Origin of the sequence: Uliginosibacterium flavum, from assembly GCF_040566545.1 — a bacterium.
Classification (GTDB): Bacteria; Pseudomonadota; Gammaproteobacteria; order Burkholderiales; family Rhodocyclaceae; genus Uliginosibacterium; species Uliginosibacterium flavum.
This window is the reverse complement of sequence record NZ_JBEWZI010000012.1, coordinates 65,177-84,379: the sequence shown is the minus strand read 5'-3', so window position 1 is coordinate 84,379 and position 19,203 is coordinate 65,177. Positions and strand designations below refer to the sequence as shown.

Annotated in this window: 19 protein-coding genes; 9 read left to right on the top strand and 10 right to left on the bottom strand. The window is 62.1% G+C overall.

Features of this window, described 5'->3' with window-relative positions; all coding sequences use genetic code 11:
* Positions 1-173: 173 nt before the first annotated feature.
* The 9 genes from ABXR19_RS12390 to ABXR19_RS12350 all read right to left on the bottom strand — a co-directional run bounded on the left by ABXR19_RS12390 (position 174) and on the right by ABXR19_RS12350 (position 6,930).
* On the bottom strand, positions 174-1,451 hold the full coding sequence (locus ABXR19_RS12390; protein ID WP_354601455.1) for a dihydroorotase: 1,278 nt from the start codon (positions 1,449-1,451) through the stop codon (positions 174-176).
* Positions 1,452-1,527: 76 nt separating this feature from the next.
* Entirely contained in the window at positions 1,528-2,451 is a 924-nt protein-coding gene (locus ABXR19_RS12385; protein WP_354601454.1) for a BRO-N domain-containing protein, read from the bottom strand.
* Positions 2,448-2,663: a DUF1016 N-terminal domain-containing protein gene (locus ABXR19_RS12380; protein WP_354601453.1), complete on the bottom strand. Its 216-nt coding sequence runs from the start codon at positions 2,661-2,663 to the stop codon at positions 2,448-2,450. The genes ABXR19_RS12385 and ABXR19_RS12380 overlap by 4 nt, the downstream gene beginning before the upstream one ends.
* Positions 2,664-2,784: 121 nt before the next feature.
* The gene (locus ABXR19_RS12375) at positions 2,785-3,081 is read right to left on the bottom strand and encodes a hypothetical protein (protein WP_354601452.1); all 297 of its coding nucleotides are present in this window, start codon (positions 3,079-3,081) and stop codon (positions 2,785-2,787) included.
* Between the two features lie 19 nt (positions 3,082-3,100).
* Positions 3,101-4,060: an aspartate carbamoyltransferase catalytic subunit gene (locus tag ABXR19_RS12370; RefSeq protein WP_354601451.1), complete on the bottom strand. Its 960-nt coding sequence runs from the start codon at positions 4,058-4,060 to the stop codon at positions 3,101-3,103.
* Positions 4,053-4,553: a bifunctional pyr operon transcriptional regulator/uracil phosphoribosyltransferase PyrR gene (pyrR, locus tag ABXR19_RS12365; RefSeq protein WP_354601450.1), complete on the bottom strand. Its 501-nt coding sequence runs from the start codon at positions 4,551-4,553 to the stop codon at positions 4,053-4,055. The genes ABXR19_RS12370 and pyrR overlap by 8 nt, the downstream gene beginning before the upstream one ends.
* Positions 4,540-4,968, bottom strand: a complete 429-nt coding sequence (gene ruvX / locus ABXR19_RS12360) for a Holliday junction resolvase RuvX (protein ID WP_354601449.1) — start codon at positions 4,966-4,968, stop codon at positions 4,540-4,542. Before ruvX ends, pyrR begins: the two co-directional genes overlap by 14 nt.
* A gap of 3 nt (positions 4,969-4,971) precedes the next feature.
* On the bottom strand, positions 4,972-5,535 hold the full coding sequence (locus ABXR19_RS12355) for a YqgE/AlgH family protein (RefSeq protein WP_354601448.1): 564 nt from the start codon (positions 5,533-5,535) through the stop codon (positions 4,972-4,974).
* A gap of 138 nt (positions 5,536-5,673) precedes the next feature.
* A complete protein-coding gene (locus ABXR19_RS12350) occupies positions 5,674-6,930 on the bottom strand; it encodes a TIGR03862 family flavoprotein (RefSeq protein WP_354601447.1) in 1,257 nt (418 codons plus the stop codon).
* A 126-nt stretch (positions 6,931-7,056) separates the two neighbouring features.
* Between ABXR19_RS12350 and ABXR19_RS12345 the strand changes: the two genes are divergently transcribed.
* The 9 genes from ABXR19_RS12345 to ABXR19_RS12305 all read left to right on the top strand — a co-directional run bounded on the left by ABXR19_RS12345 (position 7,057) and on the right by ABXR19_RS12305 (position 18,024).
* Positions 7,057-8,025, top strand: a complete 969-nt coding sequence (locus ABXR19_RS12345) for a cytochrome c3 family protein (protein ID WP_354601446.1) — start codon at positions 7,057-7,059, stop codon at positions 8,023-8,025.
* Positions 8,018-8,632, top strand: a complete 615-nt coding sequence (locus tag ABXR19_RS12340; protein WP_354601445.1) for a cytochrome b/b6 domain-containing protein — start codon at positions 8,018-8,020, stop codon at positions 8,630-8,632. The genes ABXR19_RS12345 and ABXR19_RS12340 overlap by 8 nt, the downstream gene beginning before the upstream one ends.
* 37 nt (positions 8,633-8,669) lie before the next feature.
* Positions 8,670-9,743 (top strand): ethylbenzene dehydrogenase-related protein, encoded by a 1,074-nt coding sequence (locus ABXR19_RS12335; RefSeq protein ID WP_354601444.1) that lies wholly within the window; start codon positions 8,670-8,672, stop codon positions 9,741-9,743.
* A gap of 237 nt (positions 9,744-9,980) precedes the next feature.
* Positions 9,981-12,026, top strand: a complete 2,046-nt coding sequence (gene pta / locus ABXR19_RS12330) for a phosphate acetyltransferase (RefSeq protein ID WP_354601443.1) — start codon at positions 9,981-9,983, stop codon at positions 12,024-12,026.
* A gap of 168 nt (positions 12,027-12,194) precedes the next feature.
* The gene (gene sbcB, locus ABXR19_RS12325; protein WP_354601442.1) at positions 12,195-13,661 is read left to right on the top strand and encodes an exodeoxyribonuclease I; all 1,467 of its coding nucleotides are present in this window, start codon (positions 12,195-12,197) and stop codon (positions 13,659-13,661) included.
* Positions 13,662-13,875: 214 nt separating this feature from the next.
* Positions 13,876-14,388: a hypothetical protein gene (locus tag ABXR19_RS12320; protein WP_354601441.1), complete on the top strand. Its 513-nt coding sequence runs from the start codon at positions 13,876-13,878 to the stop codon at positions 14,386-14,388.
* Positions 14,342-15,622, top strand: a complete 1,281-nt coding sequence (locus ABXR19_RS12315) for a right-handed parallel beta-helix repeat-containing protein (RefSeq protein ID WP_354601440.1) — start codon at positions 14,342-14,344, stop codon at positions 15,620-15,622. Before ABXR19_RS12320 ends, ABXR19_RS12315 begins: the two co-directional genes overlap by 47 nt.
* Positions 15,623-15,648: 26 nt before the next feature.
* On the top strand, positions 15,649-16,839 hold the full coding sequence (locus tag ABXR19_RS12310) for a hypothetical protein (RefSeq protein ID WP_354601439.1): 1,191 nt from the start codon (positions 15,649-15,651) through the stop codon (positions 16,837-16,839).
* A 21-nt stretch (positions 16,840-16,860) separates the two neighbouring features.
* Positions 16,861-18,024, top strand: coding sequence for a hypothetical protein (locus ABXR19_RS12305; RefSeq protein ID WP_354601438.1), 1,164 nt, complete (start codon positions 16,861-16,863; stop codon positions 18,022-18,024).
* A 544-nt stretch (positions 18,025-18,568) separates the two neighbouring features.
* Here the strand turns inward: ABXR19_RS12305 and ABXR19_RS12300 are convergent.
* Positions 18,569-19,147: a hypothetical protein gene (locus ABXR19_RS12300; protein ID WP_354601437.1), complete on the bottom strand. Its 579-nt coding sequence runs from the start codon at positions 19,145-19,147 to the stop codon at positions 18,569-18,571.
* Positions 19,148-19,203: the final 56 nt, after the last annotated feature.

Below are 19,203 nucleotides of genomic sequence, written 5' to 3'. Positions count from 1 at the left end.
TATTTTACAGCCGGAGCAAGCATGCCTGAAGACCCTCACTCTGCTTGGTTGTGCGAGCATGTCTCGCGGAGAGGTATGCTCAGAGCAGCTCTACAGATAGTTTTCTTTTGAATACAAAAATGAAACGGCCACCCCGCGGGGTGGCCGTTTTGTATTGCGCGAGGCAGGATCGATCAGGCCTCGAACATCACCCGGCCTTCGACCAGGGTGTGCTTGACCAGCCCCGGCAGCGGCAGGCCGAGGAAGGGCGTGTTCTTGCCCAGACTCTTCAGCCGCTCGCGGCTCAGCACCTGCTCGGCGTCCGCGTCGAAAATCACCACGTCAGCACGGGCGCCCACGCCCAGATGGCCGCCCTTGGTGATGCCCATGATGGCGGCGGAGTTGGCGGTGACACGAGCCAGCGCGTCGGCCAGCGACACCTTGTCTTCCTGCGCCCACTTCAGGACCAGCGGCAGCAGCAATTCGAGGCCGGTCATGCCCGGCTCGGCTTCGGCAAACGGCATCTGCTTGCCGTCGTCATCGACCGGCGTGTGATCGGAACACACGGCGTTGATCTTGCCACTGGCCAGACCGGCGCGCAGCGCCGTGCGGTCGCGCTGGCCACGCAGCGGCGGGATCACGTAGCACTGCGGATTGAAGTAGCCGATATCCATGTCCGACAGATGCAGGTGATGCGCGGCCACGTCGCAGCTCACATCGAGCCCGCCAGCACGGGCGCGCTCGATGGCGTCCAGCGCGGCAGCTGAGGAAATGCGCGTGATGTGCAGCTTCACGCCGGTCAGCTTGGCGAGGCTCAGATAGGTTTCCAGTGCGACGGTTTCGGCCTCCACCGGGATGCCGGTCAGGCCCATGCGCGAGGCAACTTCGCCATCGTGCGCCACGCCATCCTTGCCCAGATACGCGTCGATGGGTTGCAGCCAGACGCGGAAACCGAAGGTTGCGGCGTATTGCATTGCGCGCATCAGCACCTGCGTATCCACCAGCGGTGTATTCACCTGGGTGAAGGCCACACAGCCGGCCTCGACCAGCTCGGCCATCTCGGTGATGCGCTTGCCTTCGAGCTTCACCGTCAGCGCGCCGACCGGATAGACGTGGGCGCAGTGCAGCTTCTTGGCGCGGAAACACAGCATCTCGACAAGACCCGGCTCGTCCAGCACCGGATCGGTATCCGGCGGGCAAGCCAGGCTGGTGATGCCGCCCGCCATCGCGGCCTGCATCTCGGATTCCAGCGTGGCGCGGTATTCGAAGCCCGGCTCGCGCAGGCGCGCCGACAAGTCGACGAGGCCGGGAGCGACGATCAGGCCTTTGGCGTCAATCACCTTGTTGGCAACGAAACCAGCCGGCGGGGCTCCGATAGCGGCAATCTTGCCTTCGGCGATGAATACGTCGAGCTTGGCATCGATCTGGTTGGCCGGGTCGATCACGCGGCCGTTCTGGATGTGGATTTTCATAGCGGCGAAAGTCCTTGAAAGAGAGTTTTTGCAATAAAACAGAGGAGCAGCGAAACATCGAGGGCGCGACACGCGTTCATGTTTTGCTGCCCTTGCGTGGTTTCTGGGTGGCCGAAGACGGCAGAATTGTCTTCGCTTTTTTCTCAGGCCTGTCTGCTTCAACAGCGGCAGTGGACAAAAAGTTGGTGGGGCTCAACACCGGCTTGCCACTTTTCGCTTCAAGATCCTTGCGGGCGTTGCCAGCGACAGTACCGCCTTCTTTCGCCGCATCTCGGTTGTCATTGAATCCCTGCGCATCCTTGCGGCGGGCAATTTCCGTCGTGCTGGCCTCGCCGAGCATGGTGAAAATAAGCTCCAGATCCGTCATGTGATCGCGCAGATTATTACCGGTCTTCACCTTGTCCAGCCCCTTGAGGCGGCTGTGCGCACCGGGCGTTACGCCGAAGGTAGCCCGTGCAATCTCGGCGGTCAGGATCGCGTACTCCTTGCCTTCGGCCACTCCCCGCGTCTTCCATTCATCCGTTAACTCACCACGTACGCTAATCGAGCGCAGGCGCTTCTCGATCCACGCCTGCGGATAGCCCTTGGCCTGATACAGCTCACGGGCACGCGCACTGGCAAGCTCCGGGTTCTCGATTTCCTTGACGCGCTCGTAACCTACCAGTGCCAACCAACGCTTGAACGGCTCGGCGCGGGGTGAAGGGATGGACTGAATGATGCGGAACAAACCTTCGGTGTTGGCGCAATTTACGCGCTGCACACCGCCCTCCGTCTCAATCCGCAGGGGGGTGGCAATTTGCCCCCACCCCTTGGCTAACTCCTTGTCGCGACGACGCAAATCTTTGACATAACCATCCGGCTGAACGGAATCAGTCAAGACCGCCACCACGTCGACTATCGCAAACCACCACTCGTTGTCATGCCAGGTACGGCGAACCGCCTTCTCCTGAAAAATCGCAATGTGATTCCCGGATTCAAAGTTCTGGTCTTTCTGGATCATGTCAGCAAGGCTCCAGACGACAATCTTTCCGTTTTTGCAACGGCTTGTTGCAAAAATCCCGGGCAGCCATAGGCCAAGAGCTGTTCGACGGTCTTGAGTTTGATGAGAGGCACCAGATTGTGCCTCCAGGGCAATTGTCCGACAGCCTGTTGGACAACTTCAGCATCCGGTCGGACTACGTAGTCGAAGGACGAAGGGACGATCTCAGGCATGAACACCTCTTGCCATTTGTGCAACAGCCTGTTGCACAAATGCGGGGATGCGCTGCTTGATCTCGCTGAGCAAGCCGGGGTACTGAGCGGTCAGGGCGGTATGGTTCACGCGGCGGTGGCCTCAGCGATCCTGCTGCTCAAGCAGCAGGATGGTCAGTGCTTCAGTACGCTGCTGGAGGCGGCGCGTAGCGACGTAAAAACAGGCGATGGTCGCGAAAAAACTCACGGATAAAATCAATGGACCAAGCCAAGCGGGATCTTTCGGCGCAAAGCACAGGAAGCTCGTGAAAAGAGTCGCAGGCAACCACCAGGCATTCATCGCCCATTCAGCCTGAGGCTTCCTCAATTCGGCCATCTGCTTCGCCCTTTGCAGAGCCAGTGTGGCAATTGCCCTCACTTCAGCATCCCTTGCGTCCATCTTGATCCCCTTAAAGAGCTCAACCCGCTGCCAGCATGCTCATCACCGCCATGCGCACGGCGATGCCGAAGGTGACCTGCGGCAGGATCACGGCGTTGACGCCGTCGGCCACGGCAGAGTCGATTTCCACGCCGCGGTTCATCGGCCCCGGATGCAGGACGATGGCATCCTTGGCGGCCAGCGCCAGCTTCTCTTCGGTGAGGCCGTAAAACTTGAAATATTCGCCGCTGGAGGGCAGCAGCGCACCGCTCATGCGCTCGTTCTGCAGGCGCAGCATCATCACCACATCGACGCCCTTGAGGCCTTCCTTCATGTCGTGGAAAACGCGTACGCCCATGCGCTCGACATCGGTCGGCAGCAGGGTCTTCGGCGCGATCACGCGTACTTCGGGCACGCCCAATGTGGTCAATGCGGCGATCTCGGAGCGGGCCACGCGCGAGTGCAGCACATCACCCACGATGGCGACCGTGAGCTTGGTGAAATCCTGCTTGTAGTGGCGGATGGTGTACATGTCGAGCAGGCCTTGCGTGGGGTGCGCATGGCGGCCATCGCCGGCATTGACCACGCTGATGTGATCGCGGCCGGTGGCGCGCAGGTGCTGGGCCAAGAGATACGGCGCGCCGCTGGAGGCGTGGCGCATCACGAACATGTCGGCGCCCATGGCGCAAAGGTTGTCGACGGTATCGAGCAGGGTTTCGCCCTTGCTGGTGGAGCTGGTCGACACGTTCAGGTTGATCACATCGGCCGACAGGCGCTTGGCGGCGATCTCGAAGGTGGTGCGGGTGCGCGTGCTGTTCTCGAAGAACACGTTGAACACGCTTTTGCCACGCAAGAGCGGCAGCTTCTTGACCTCGCGCTCGGCGACTTCCGAGAAGGGTGCGGCGATGTCGAGGATCTCGGTCAGGATGGCCTTGGGCAGGCCGTCCAGAGTCAGCAGATGGCGCAGGCGCCCATCCTTGGTGAGCTGAGGATTAAGCACTTTTCACCTCCAGAGAAAGATTGCCGTGATCGTCGCGGCGCAGGCTCAGCTTGCTGCCAGCGGGCAGGGGCTCGGCCAGGGTGTGGGCGCAGAAGCGGGCGGCGATGGGCAGCTGGCGCTCGCCGCGATCGACCAGCACGGCCAGATCGACGCGTGCCGGGCGGCCGTAGTCGAAGAGTTCATTGAGCGCAGCGCGGGTGGTGCGACCGGAGTAGAGCACGTCATCGACGAGGATGATGTGGCGATCCGCCACATCGAACGGGATGCCGGAGCGCTGCGGCTTGCCGTGCAGGCCGCGCGAGTTGTAGTCGTCGCGGTAGAAAGCCACATCGATGCTGCCCAGAGGCTGGCTGATGCCAAGCAGGGTATGCAGACGTTCTGCTACCCACACGCCGCCGGTGTGAATGCCGACCAGCGCGGTCTCGGGCGTGAGCTGGGGCCGGATCTGCTCGGCCAGCGTGGCAAGGAGTTGTTTGACCTCAGGCACTGTCATTGTTGTCACCCATGTCGAGAAAGCTTTGCAGGATGCGCTGAGCGGCCAGCGCATCCAGATGTTGTTTGCGCTCGCGCCAGCGATGCGTCACTTCGCGCAGCAGCTCTTCGGCCTCGGCGGAACTGAGGCGTTCGTCCACCAGTGCGACAGGCAGGCCGAAGCGGCCCTTGAGCTGATTGGCGAAGCGCGTGCAGCGCGCGGTCATGTCGGTGGCTTCGCCATCCATCGAGGTCGGCAGGCCCACGATCAGTTTGACCGGGCGCCATTCCTTGATCAGTTTTTCGATCTCGGCGAAGCGATGATCATTGGCCTCGCCGTGAATCACGCTGAGCGCCTGCGCCATGCGGGTTTCGGTTTCGCCGGTGGCCACGCCGATGCGGGCCGTGCCGAAGTCGAAGCCGAGGAGGGTGCCCATCCCTCAGGCGTGCCCGGCCACGTCAGACAGATTCGCGAAGTCGATGCCCAGCAGGTGAATCGCAGCCTCCAGCCGGTCGCCCGCCTCCACGTCGAAAATGATGCGCGGATCGGCCTCGACGGTGAGCCAGCCGTTCTGTGCCAGCTCTTCTTCCAGCTGACCGGCGCCCCAGCCGGCGTAGCCCAGCGAGATCAGCACATCCTTGGGCTGCCCGGTTTCGGCCAGCGACTGCAGGATGTCCCTGGAACTGGTCAGCGCAATCTCGGGCGTGACCTGGAGGCTGGACTGCCACTCGCCCAGCGGGCGATGCAGCACGAAGCCGCGATCCGTCTGCACCGGGCCGCCGAAGAACACCGGCGCGGCGTCGAAGCCGGCGTCAGTCTGCGGCGGGATTTCCACGCGCTCCAGCAGATCCTTGACGGACAGTTCCAGCGGGCGATTGATGATGATGCCCAGCGCACCGTCTTCGTTGTGTTCGGCAACGTAGACCAGCGAGCGGGCGAAATTGTCATCCGTCATGGCCGGCATGGCGATGAGGAAGTGATGGGTGAAGTTAGCGTTTTCCACTCTTCCATTTTAACCTGTTTGGCTGGAAACGCTGGCAGCCTTCTGGTCGGTACGGCGGCGAAGGCCACTGGTTTTTGTTTTAAAGGGCCTCTACCTGAAGAGCCGCACCCCGCTTGCCTGTGCCAGCATGCCTCGCGCTCAGCCTTGCTGAGTGCGGCTTTCCAGCCATGCCTTGACGCCCAGCCCGGCTGCGCGCCCGCTGGCAAAACAGCCGGTGAGCAGATAGCCGCCGGTAGGCGCTTCCCAATCCAGCATTTCGCCCGCCGCAAACACGCCGGGCAAGGCGCGCAGCATCAGGTTCGTGTCCAGCGCCTCGATGCGCACGCCGCCGGCCGTGCTGATCACCTCGGCAATCGGCCGGGGCGCGACCAGTTGCACTGGCAGCGCTTTGATCGCGGCAGCCAGTTGCGCCGGATCGTTGAAGGCTTCCTTGCTCAGGCATTCATGCAGCAGGCCGACCTTCACGCCCTTCAGGCCGAGACGGCTGTTCAGATGGGTCGACAAGGAACGCGCCCCGCGCGGATGGGCAACTTCGGCGGTCACCCATTCAGCCGAACGACCCGGCAGCAGATCCAGATAAAGCGTCGCGCTGCCACTGGCCAGCAAGCCCTCGCGCAGCGGTGCCGACAGGGCGTAAATCAAACCACCTTCCAGGCCTGTCGCGCTGATCATGCATTCACCGGGGCGCTGCCAAGTCCGGCCATCCGGGCCAATGCAACTTGCAGCAATGGTCTTGAGGGCTTCGCCGGCATAGCGGCTGTGGAAATGTTCGGACCAGCCCACATCAAAACCGCAATTAGCCGGGCGCAGCGCCGCGATATCGACCCCACGTGCCGCCAGCAGTGGCAGCCAGGCCGCATCCGAACCGAGCTGTGGCCAGCTCGCCCCGCCCAGCGCCAGCACTACGGCGTCGGCTTGAACGCTGATCTCGCCCTGCTGCGTGGCAAAGCGCAGCGCGCCCTGATCGTCCCAGCCCAGCCAGCGATGGTGCACATGAAACTTCACGCCCGCCTCGCGCAACCGATGCAGCCAGGCGCGCAGCAGCGGCGCGGCTTTCATGTCGGTAGGAAACACTCGACCGGAACTGCCCACGAAGGTCTCTACGCCCAAGTCGTGAATCCACGCACGCAAGACCTCAGGCCCGAATGCGTCAAGCAGCGGGGCGATCCACTCCGCCCGAGCGCCGTAGCGCGCCACAAAAGCCTCGGCCGGCTCGGAATGGGTGATGTTCATGCCGCCCTTGCCAGCCATCAGGAACTTGCGCCCCAGCGAGGGCATGGCATCGAACACATCCACCGCCAACCCGGCCGCGCTCAGCACTTCGGTCGCCATCAGCCCGGAAGGGCCGCCGCCGATGACGACGATGCGTGGAGAAACTGTGGGGTGAGCGGACATGGCAGGGGCTAAGGGCTAAGCGAAGTAGGGGATTCTACTGCCCCGTCCTTCAGTCCATGCCAGCTACGCCGAAAGGGGTATATGGTCTAGCCTGCTTACACGCCCCTGCCCTCTTGGAGTTGCCGCATGCCGCAGCAGAAATTCTGGAAACTGGTTTTGCCCGCGCTCTTGCTGCTGGCGGGTGCGGTGCAGGCGGCCGAGAGTTCGCCCGAGCTGCTCGCCAAGGTGGCCAAGGCGAATGCCGAGTGCCTTGCCTGCCATTCGGCCGCCGGCCTGAAAGCCCCGCCCAGAGCCGGCCTTGATCTGGCCAAACTGGGCAAGCTGCTGGTGGACGACGCCCACTTTGATGCCTCCAACCACACCGGCATGGAATGCACGCAGTGCCACGGCAAGAACGTCTCGGCTTACCCGCACCCCGCCGACACCCGCGAGAGCATCGCGCCCTGTGAGCAATGCCACGCCGCCAAGGTGATGCGCGTCGAGAAGCAGATCGCTGGCTCGGTGCATGGCGGCGAAATGCAAGAGCCCTTCACCTGCCTGACTTGCCATAACCCGCACCGGGGGGCGATTGCCAGCCGCCTGAAAGACGCGCGCACGGCGGCGGCGCAAGACAACAAGATCTGCCTCGATTGCCATCAGTCCGGTCGTGAAATGGCGCGGGTCAGCGGCGATGCCAAGGCCCGCCCCGATGTGGATGAGACGCACGCCTGGCTGCCCAACACGCGCTTGCACTGGAAAGCCGTGCGCTGCCTAGAATGCCATACCGCCTCGGACAAGAAGCCGCACGAAATTGTCGACAAGGACAAGGCCGAGCGCAAGTGTGCGACCTGCCATAGCGCCGATAGCGTGCTGCAAACCCGTTTGTATCGCCATCAGGCCGTGGCCGAGCAGGAAAGGCTGGGCTTCCTCAATAGTGCCGTGCTCAGTTCGGCCTATGTGGTGGGCGCCACCCGTCACCCACTGCTGGATAAAGCCCTCATCGGCATGGCGCTTCTGACGGTGCTGGGCATTCTGGGGCATGGCACGCTGCGCATCCTGATGGCGCTGTGGCGGCGCAAACAAAAAACCGCAGGCAAGGGGAATGGTCATGACTGAGCGCGTCTTCCTCCTCGCCTTGTGGATTCGCGTTTGGCACTTGAGCAACGCCGTGCTGATCCTCGTGCTTAGCGCCACCGGCATCAGCCTGCATTTCTCGGACCCGGCCCTGCCGCTGATTGAGTTCTCGCGCGCCGCGCAAATCCACAACATTGCCGGCGTGCTGCTGGCAGCGTGTTACGCCTTCTTCGTGATCGCCAACATCGTCAGCGGCAACTGGTGGCAATACGTACCCAAGCCACCGGGAATCCTGCAGCGCTGTCTGGTGCAGACGCGTTACTACGTGTGGGGCATTTTTCGCGGCGATCCGCACCCCTATCCGCCCACGCCCGAGGTGAATTTCAACGCCCTGCAGGCCGTTATTTACTGGGTGATGATGTATCTGGTGATGCCCACGCTGGTCCTCACCGGCCTGATCTTCCTCTACCCGCAATTCGCGCCGGATCAGCTTTTCGGGCTCGACGGCTTGTTGCCCATCGCTTTGCTGCACACCCTGGCCGCCAGCACTATCGTGCTGTTCATGTTGGGGCACATTTATCTCGGGACTACGGGCCACCGTGTCAGCACCCTGTTCAGGATGATGATTACCGGCTGGCACGAGCACTGAGCGTTTTTTCAAACACCCCACCGAAGGAGAGATCAGCATGAGCCGTTCCATCAAGCCTTACCTTGCCAGCACCCTGTCCATCCTGCTCGCCGCGAGCTTTGCAGCACCGGCAAGCGCGCAGGACAAACCCAAGTCCTACAAGCCTGCAGCGGTCACCGCCACCAAAACCACAGCGACCCCCAAGCTGGACGGCGTCGCCGATGATGCTGCCTGGAAAACTGCCCCCGTCTACAAATTCAAAGCCATCAAGGGCGTGAACTTCAAGGACGGCAAGGGCGAGACCGAAGGCACGTTGCAACTGGCTTACACCACCGACTCGATCTATCTGTTGATCACTTACGCCGATCCGACCATGTCAGTGCAGCGCAGTCCCTTCGTGAAACAGGCCGATGGCAGCTGGAAAAAACTCAGCGATCCGGATGACAAGGGCGGCGACAACAACAAGTTCTATGAAGACAAGATGGCCATCATCTGGAACATGGACAACAGCATTTTTGGTTTTAACGAGCGTTTCTCCTGCGGTGCCCTGTGCCATGCCGGCGAGCCGGGCAAGGCCTATGGCAACAAGTACAGCGGTGAAGAAGGCGAGATCGGCGACATCTGGCACATGAAATACGTGCGTACCGGCGTGATCGGCCAGACCGATGACCAGTATGTCGACCACACCCAGTACGACAAGGAAAAGTCACCGGAAGCGGGCCGCAAATCCGACGCCAAAACCGGCGGTGGTTATAACGATGTGAAGCTGGTCGATGGCAAGCCGGAATTCATGAGCAAGGATGGCAAGGCGGCCAACAAGGGCGGCACTTACTGGATCCGCGAAGAAGACAAAGTCGCCTTTGACGACAGCAAGTTCAAGGCTGGCGATGAAGTGGCCTCGATCCGCGTCGCCCTGTTCACTGGCGACCGGGGCGACATCGCCACCGCCGCCAAGTGGGCGAATGGCAAATGGACCATCGAGATGAGCCGCAAACTGGTCACCGGCTCGAAGACCGACGTGAATTTCAGCGATTTGGCGAAGACTTACGGCTTCGGCATTGCGTTCTTCGACAATGCGCAGGTGCGTCACGCCATGATCCAAGAGCCGCTGATTCTGAGTTTCGCCAAGTAATTGACTTGGCTGGATCGAACGGCCTGTCTGCGGACAGGCCGTTTGTATTTCAGGACGCCTATTACGAATGACCTATAGGCGGCCGTCTGGTTCAGATCAAACCTTGATCAGATTGACTGGAAGAAGCCCCAAGGACGCACTAACATGGCTAGGCTTTTGTGAATTTTGCGGCGTTGCAGCAAAATTCAGCCTGAAAATAATAAACTCCCCCTTTTGGTGTCTTTTGGTAGAAGAAACATGCAAACCTTTTTCCTTGCTCCGACCCGACAAAATGTAGGTCTTACCTCTGTTGCCCTTGGTGTGGTGCGTGCGCTGCAACGTCAGGGCCTGCGCGTCGGCTTTGCCAAGCCGGTGACCCAGGACGATACGGCCAATGAACGTTCCGTGCATTTCGCACGCGAGATCTGCAAGATCGATTGCCCGAATGCGCTGACCACCGCCCAAGTCGTGTCGCGTATCTCTGAAGGCCAGATCGACGAGCTGCTCGAAGACATCGTCAGCCTGTGCATGAGCGCAGCCAAAGACGCAGATGTGCTGATCATCGAAGGCCTGCACACTGATCCCAGCTTCTCCTACACCACGCGTCTGAACGTAGATATCGCACGCACCCTGCACGCCGAAATGGTGCTGGTCACCAGTGCGCAGGATGTCAGCGCCGTGATGGAGGTCAAACTCAGCGCAGCCCAGTTGCTGTCGGCAGGCTGCACCATCGCCGGTACGATTTTCAACAAGGCGGCTCCCGATTTTGATGCAGCTGCCGCGGCTTTCGCACTGGAAGATCTACCTCTGTGGGGCGTGATCCGCAACAATCCGGCCCTGCTGGCACCACGCACGCTGGACGTTGCGCGTCACCTGAATGCCGAAATCGTAGTGCCAGGCGAAATCTCCAAGCGTCGCGTGCTGGAAACCGTGATTGCCGGCCGCTCGGCTGCCGAAGTGATCATGCGTCTGAACCCCTGCTCGCTGATTGTCAGTTCCGGTGACCGTGATGACGTGATGCTTGCCACCGCGCTGGCTGCCTCGCGTGGCATCCAGCTCGCTGGCCTGCTGCTGACCCACTCCTCCTCGATAGACCAGCGCATTCTCGATCTGGCTGCGCAGGCGCTGGACAACGGCATGCCGATCCTGCGTGTGGACAGCGATACTTACGTCACCGCTACCAGCATCAGCCGCATTTCCCCATCGGTAGCCGCTGACGATTACGAGCGCATGGAATCCGTACTCGACGGCGTGGCCGAGGAACTCAATACCGACGCCATCCTCGCCAGCGTCAAGCTGCCGAGCACCACGCACATGAGCCCGCCGGCCTTCCGTTACCAGCTGATCCAGAAAGCCCGTGCTGCCAACAAGCGCATCGTCCTGCCTGAAGGCGACGAGCCCCGTACCATTAAGGCTGCAGTCATCTGCGAAGAGAAGGGCATCGCCCGCTGCGTGCTGCTCGGCAAACCGGATGTCATCAAGTCCGTGGCTGCTGCTCAAGGCGTGACGCTGCCGGCTACGCTGGAAATTCTTGATCCGGACACGATCCGCGAAAAATATGTCGCCCCGATGGCCGAACTGCGCAAGAGTAAAGGCCTTACCGAAGGTCAGGCGCGCGACCAGTTGCAAGATACGGTCGTGCTCGGCACCATGATGCTGGCCACCAATGACGTGGACGGGCTGGTTTCCGGTGCCGTGCATACCACCGCCAGCACCGTGCGCCCCGCACTGCAATTGATCAAGACCGCGCCGGGCAACTCCATCGTGTCCTCCGTGTTCTTCATGCTGATGCCCGATCAGGTGCTGGTGTATGGCGACTGCGCCATCAACCCGGATCCGAACGCCGCCGAACTGGCCGAAATCGCCCTGCAGAGCGCGCATTCTGCCAAGGCCTTCGGCGTCGAGCCCCGCGTCGCCATGATCAGTTACTCGACCGGTACTTCGGGCGCTGGCGCCGATGTGGTAAAGGTCGCCGAAGCCACGGCAATCGCCAAGGAAAGGGCTCCCGATCTGTTGCTTGACGGCCCGCTGCAATACGATGCCGCCTCGGTCATGGATGTCGCCGCCTCCAAGGCGCCGAACTCCAAAGTCGCTGGCAAGGCCACCGTGTTCATCTTCCCCGATCTGAACACCGGCAACACCACCTACAAGGCCGTGCAGCGCAGCGCCAACGTCGTCTCCGTCGGCCCGATGCTGCAAGGCCTGCGCAAGCCGGTGAATGACTTGTCGCGTGGCGCACTGGTGGATGACATCGTGTTCACCATCGCCCTCACCGCGATTCAGGCGGACGCCAGCAAGGTCTGAGCAATAGCCTGCAGAAGCACAACGAACGGCCCTCTTCGGAGGGCCGCTTGTTTTTTATCCCGCCACCGCCTGAGCTGTAGAGTCGCACCGCACCTCGCTGTACAGCTAGCCTGTCTGAAGAGCAAGGCAGGGCGCGGCTCTGCGAAGAGTCCTCAGGCTTCCCGTAGAATGCGCCCATCCTCAATCGTCCCGCGCGCCGCCATGCCCACCACCTTCTACTGGCACGACTACGAAACCTTCGGCATCAACACCCGGCGTGATCGCCCGGCGCAGTTTGCCGGCATTCGCACCGATGCCGATCTGAACGAGATCGGCGCGCCGCTGATGATCTATTGCCAGCCCGCGCCGGATTACCTGCCCGATCCCGAGTCCTGCCTGCTCACCGGCATCCTGCCGCAAACCTGTGTCGAGCAAGGCCTGCCCGAGCACCAGTTCGCCGCTGCCATCGAAGCCGCGCTGGCGGAACCCGGTACGGTCGGCGTCGGCTACAACACCATCCGCTTCGACGACGAAGTCACGCGCTTCATGTTCTGGCGCAACCTGATCGACCCGTATGCGCGCGAGTGGCAGAACGAGTGCGGGCGCTGGGATCTGCTTGACGTGGTGCGCACCACCTGGGCGCTGCGCCCCGAGGGCATCGAATGGCCCAAGCATGAAGACGGCCGCCCCTCCTTCAAGCTCGAACACCTCACCAAGGCCAACGGCCTCGCCCACGAAGCTGCGCACGATGCGCTCTCCGACGTACACGCCACCATCGCGCTGGCCCGGCTGATCAAGTTGAAGCAGCCCAAGCTGTGGGATTTCTGTCTGGCGCTGCGCAAGAAGGATGCCGTGCTCAAGGAAATCGACCTGATCAACCCCAAGCCGCTGCTGCACATCTCCGGCATGTTCGGCCCGGAACGCGGCTGCATGGCCATCGTCTGGCCGCTGGCCCAGCATCCGACGAACAAGAACGAAATCATCGTCTGGGATCTGGCTTTCGACCCAAGCGAGCTCACCACGCTATCGGCCGACGAGATCCGCCTGCGCATGTTCAGCAAGGCCGCCGATCTGCCCGAAGGCGTCAGCCGACTCCCGGTGAAGACCATCCACATCAACAAGTCGCCGATTGTGGTCAGCAATCTGAAGATCCTCAGCCCCGAGGTGATTGCGCGTTGGGCCATCGACATCCCTCAGGCGCTGGCACACGCCGAGATTGCCCGCAGCCGCCCGGCCCTGACGGCCAAATGGGCCGTCGTGTTCCTGCGCCCGGCAGGCGAAGGAAGCGCTGACGTCGATGAAGATTTGTACGGCGGCTTTGTCGGCAACGGCGACCGGCGCACCCTGAACCAGTTGCGCGGCTTGAGCCCGGAAAAACTCGGCAAGGAGCGCGTCAGTTTTCAGGATGCGCGCCTCGAAGAACTCCTCTTCCGCTATCGTGCGCGCAACTTCCCGGCCAGCCTGAGCGAGACCGAACAGGCACGCTGGCAAGCCCATCGCAGCGCCTGTCTGCACGAAGGCGTGAGCGGCGCGCGTTCGCTGGCGGCCTTCTTCGAGCAGATCGACACCCTCAGCGAAACCGCGGATGAACGCGGCGAGGCAATTCTCGGCGCGCTCTACGACTACGCCGAGGCGATTGCACCGCCGCTGGACTGATGCCTGAAGAACCGCATCGGTCGGGCCTCTTCAGACTTGTGTGCTGAAGAGCAAGGCAGGGTGCGGCTCTGCAGCCTTCACGTCTGCGGATGAGCGCCGCAAATGTCCAAAGTCTGCCGCTCGAACAAATGGCCGCACCGGCGGGCGGCGTCTCAGCTTGTCCGATGGCGGCTGGCTTTAGACTGCGCCACCGCTCAAAGCCCCGCGTGCCCCGATGAAAAACCTTCCAAGCCTTGCTCCTGGTATCGTCTCAAGCCTGAACCTGCTGGCTTCGCTATTGCTGCTGACGGCCTGTGGCGGCGGAGGTGGTGGTGGCGAAAACGGCGCTTCGTCCTCAAGCAACGCATCTACCAGCTCAAGCTCGTCAAGCTCCAGCTCCAGCTCCAGCAGCAGTTCCGGTGGCGGCAGTAGCTCCGGTTTGACGGCCTTGAACGTACGCGTGCAAGGTCTGGCGCTGGGGGCGCAAGTCAAGCTGACACATGGCGCCAGCACGCTGATCGCCACGCTCAATCAGCCCTACACTTTCACCCCTCAAGTGGCGGCGAGCGCTCCACTTGATTTGCGCATCACAGCACAACCCTCGGGTCAGGTTTGCGCGGTATCGGATGCAGTCAACACAGTGCCGGCCGATGGCAGCCCGGTGTTTGTGCGTTGTGTGACGCAAAGTTCGGCGCGGCACGGTGCGCTTCACCCCCGCCAGCGAGGGCAGCTACGTACTGACGCTTGAGATCCGCGACAGCGGTGCCACGCAGAAGATGCTGGAGCAGAGCTTCATGATCGAGTCTGCAGCCTCTCGCTTCCTCTTAGTGGCACTCAACGGCAACGACGCCGCAGGGGGCGGCACCCTGGCGGCACCCTACAAAACCCTGGCCTATGCGCTGGCCAGCTCCAGCCCCAATCAAGCCATCGTTTTGCGCAAGGGGACCTACCTGCCCGGCAACATCAAGGTCTACGACACCAAGGCCAAGCAGTTTCTCGCCTACCCGGACGAGGTGGTCACGCTGAACCTCAACAAGGCCGCCAATATCGTCGTCAGCAGCAACACCGCCCCTGCCGCGCGTATCGAGGGTTTCGACATCACGGGCGTCACGCAGTGGGGCATCATCAGCGATCCGAGCAAGGCCGGCTTGGTGATCCGCAACGTGCGGTTTCTGGATGGCCAATCCACCAACAACAGTGAGAACCCTGCGTTCATCCATGGCTGGGGAGACACCAGCTCGGCCTGGCGACACAAGTTCCTGATCCAGGAGAACGATTTCGGCACCTACATCGGCAACGGCTACGCCACCACCTGGTTCGATGCGGGCGAATCGCTGCTCGAGAACAACCAGCTGAACCTGGGCAAGGTGAACGGTGGATTCCACGACAAGGACAACTCGCAGTACAACACCTACCGCGAGAACTACATTGCCTTCTCGGACACCAACCGCAATCCCATGGGCATACAGGTTTCCGCCCAGGACAACTCGGCCAACGTGCACATCCACCACAACCTGCTCGTCAACGCAGGCATCCATCTGGGCGTGCAGTGCTTTCAGGCGACCTGCTCCATGCGCAACCACGATGTGCACCACAATACTGTCGTCAAGCACCGCATCGGCCTGGGCTGGGGGCCTTTCCAACCCAACAGCGCGGGGACACGCATCAGCCACAACATCATCAGCAACGGCAGTCTGAGTCCATATGGCGGTCTTTCCTGCCAAAGTCGCCCCGCTGGACTGGCCACCCAGCTTGCGGTGGCAGCCAACTTCATCGAGAGCAGCAACAGCCTCGCCTTCAAGGATAGCGAGTGCAGCGGCAACGACATGAGCTGGGCGGTCTGGCAGGGCACGTATGGATTCGATGCGGCCGCCTCGGGCAGCACCATCAGCGCGAGCAGCGCGCTGACGGGCAGCGGTCCCCTCACGGGCTTGCCCGCGGGCGATGCACTGCGTGGCACGCGCGGTTACCAGTTGCCTTGAGTCCGTTTCTTTCAGCGAGTGTCACCATGTCCCATTCTGCTCCGGCCCATCTGTTTCCCTGCCTGCTGTCGCTCTGTGTGCTGGTCGCCTGTGGGGGTGGAGGTGGCGGTGGCACCGGACAGGAGGCCGCCGTCAGTGCCTCCTCAAGCAGCTCATCCTCCAGCTCCTCCAGTGGTGCAGGCGCCGGCCTGGCCATCAGCGCGGCAAGCGTGAGTGCGAACAGCGTGACCGTCACGGGCACTGGTTTTGGCAGCCGGACGCAAACCGCGCCACTGAAGTTCGAAGACTTCGATGGCCGCACAACAGGGGCCGCCCCTGCGAGCTTCGGCTATCACAACTACGGCGGCTTTGGCGGCACGACGACGGTAGATGCCTCGGCGGCATTCAGCGGCAGCAAGTCCCTGCTGCACCAGTCACATGCGGGGCCAGCCTCGCCGGAGGGTTCGGTCGAGGAATCCTTCCCGCATATCGCGGTACGTGGCTTCAGCAGCCAGGAGCTGTACCTCAGCTACCGCATCAAGTTCCGCAGCAATGGTGGGCGCATCGCGCAGCTCAAGTTCAACCGCAGCGGCATGGAAGTGAGTGGCGACTGCTATGGCGGCAGCCCGAAGTTCTATTCGAGCTATTACCCGATGGGCCCGAGCGCCAATCGTTATGACAGCGACAAGACGCTGGCCGGTGGCGTGCAGGGCGGCATCTTGCGCCGTGACGGAACGCGCGACGAAGGCTGGGCGGGCGAGGCTCACATGGGCAGCGGCACAGTGCTTCCGCTCAAGGAGGACACTTGGTTCCAGGTCGAGGAGTACTACCGCCTCAACGACATCGGCCAGAGCAATGGTCAGCACCTCACCTGGGTGAATGGCAATCTGCAGATCAACCGCACGGCCTTGCAGGTGCGCAGCGATGCCACGCATGTGCTGAACTGCAGCTACCTCGTGATCGGCATGGACTACTGGCTCAACCCGGGCAGCACGAATGGCGTGAGCGTCTGGTACGACGATCATTACCTCGATACCAGCCGTGCGCGCCTCGTGCTGGCTAATGCCGCGAGCTGGTCCGCCAGCACCCAACGCATCCCCCTGCCAGCCAGCGCCTGGTCCGGCAACAGCATTACCGCCCCCTTGCTGCGCAGCGGCTTGGCTGCAGGGGCGGCTTGGCTCTACGTGGTCGACGCGAGCGGCGCGGTGTCGAATGCTTGGCCGATCACCCTGCCCTGATGAAGACGAAAAACACCATTCATGCCCACGATGACCACACAGCATCACTCCCGTACTGACCGGCCAAATGGCGCGCAGTTGCGCCTTTTGGCGGCAGGCCTACTGTGCAGCCTGCTGCAAGCCTGCGGTGGTGGTGGCGGTGGCACCGCCGCCAGCGGCTCTTCAAGCGGGGCGTCCTCCAGTGCGAACAGCGGCGCGGTGGCGCCCTCGGTGCTGTATGACTTTACGGCGGGCGACACCCTCGCCGCCAAGAACGGGTGGCGCTTTCACGAGAACTGGGCACTGGCCGCCGTGCCGGGCAGCCAGGCCGTTGGCCTGCCCTTCGCCTATCAGGCCACGGCGGATGGCGTGTACCCCAATAACGCCGAGATGCGATTCGACATGCCGCCTCAGGATGCGCTGTGGTTGCGCGTGCGCCTGCATCAGCCCGCCAATTACGAAATGCGCCATAACACCCAGATCGCTGTTGCCAACGCGGCTGCAGCAGGCTGGAAGGTAGGCGACACGGTCGTGGCGCACGACGGGGTGTCGACAGGGCTGATTTCTTCCATCGCCAGCAACCATGTCTTCGTGCGTTGGGCCGAGAAGTCGGCGTATGACATCTGGGGGAGCAGCAGTGCACTACGCACTATCCGGAACACCGTCAACAACACTACGCTGCCCAGCACCGGCAAAACGGTGTGGGGTGGCGACAAAATCATGGCACTGTGGGTCGACCAGTACTCACAGAATGGCTCGGGGCCCACAGTGATCCTCGGCGCACTATCGGACTGGACCTTCGGTAACAGCAAGGATGCTGTGCTCACCGCAGGCTATCGGAACTCCGGCTCACCTTCGGATACGACGCGCACCAACATCGGCGGGATACCCGGCGGCAAGCTCTTCACCCAGGCTCATCGAGGCAGATATCTGGATCTGGCCGTGCATGTGCGTTACGCCTCCCAAGCTGGCGCCAAGGATGGTTTGCTGCAAACCTGGGTTCGCTACGAGGGCGAGTCATCCTTCACGCTGCGCCATGACATCCGTAACGCAGACCTCGACCGCCCGACCAACCTGGCAGGTGACCAGCAAAAATGGCAGCGCGGCTATCTGATGGGCTACTCCAACACCGGTTACGACACGCCGACTACTTTCCACATCAGTCGGCTCGAGTTGTTTGCCAGCAAACCTGCTGACCTGCCTTGATTCACAAATCACTCAGCAGAGACCAGAGCAGATGCAGACGCCTTCCCGCAAACCAACATCGGGCCGTCATGGTCCCCGCTACTTGCCGGCACGTTGGGTAAGGTGCTTTCCCTGAGGCTTGATGCTGACTGCGAGCCTCGCAGCCTGCGGCGGCGCGGGCGGCGGTAATGGACGTGAGGGTAGTATTGGGGAAGGAGTCACAAGCAGCAGCACGGCATCTGTCGCCACTTCCAGCAATGCGTCCGCCAGCTCGGGCGGCAGTGCAGTTGCTTCCGTGGTGTGTTATGACTTCAGTGCAGGCGATACGCTGAACGCCAGGAATGGCTGGGCGTTCGCCAGCACTCGCTGGCCGCTTGCGGCTATCCCGGGTGGAACGGGCAGCGGATTGCCATTCACCTACTCGGGCGTGGTTCCGGGCGATTGCGCCGCCGCTGGACTGATACCTGAAGAGCCGCTCCTGTAGGACTTCTTCAGGCAGGCATGCTGAAGAGCCAAGCGGGGAAAGGGTCTTCAGGCAGGTGCCTGAGATAACGCTTTCGCCCTCTCAGGGCAACACAAAGAAGCGATACAGCTTGGGCAGGCTCTCCCGCAGCAGGATCGGCCCGCTTGGCGTGCTGCGGGCCAGCGAGGGTTCGCGCGTATATACCTGCACCTTGGCCGAAGGCTGGGTGAGCAGGGAATTCGCATCGCACAGAACGGCGCCACCGCTTTGCTGACGAGCGCTGCAGCCCTGTAGCCACTCCGGCTCGTTACGCGGCGGGCTGACAGCAGTCGGTTTTTTCGTGGCCTGACGTGAGGGCGGGGTGCGCACTGGCGACGGCTCTTCGGCCCGCGGCACAAACTCCTCATTGCCTGCTTCGGCTGAAGCAGTTGGCTTCACCTCTGGACGGCTCTGAGCTGGCCTGGCGGGCTTTGTCGTGGCGGCGGTGGGCGGCTTCGCAACAGGCCTGGGCGCCGCTTGTGGCAAGGGGCGGTAAGGCAAATCATCACCCGGCTGGCGCACCGGAGCAGGTGCGGGCGCTGCCTGCGGCGGCGGTGCCGGAGCAGGCTTTTCTTCAAGCAGGCTACAGGCGGCAACGACCTGCAGGGCAGCAAAGGCAAATGAAAGACGAATCCAGTGCATGTGTGAGCCTGAGAGCGAAGAGTGAATAAGAAGCTAACGACACGGCCGCGTATGAG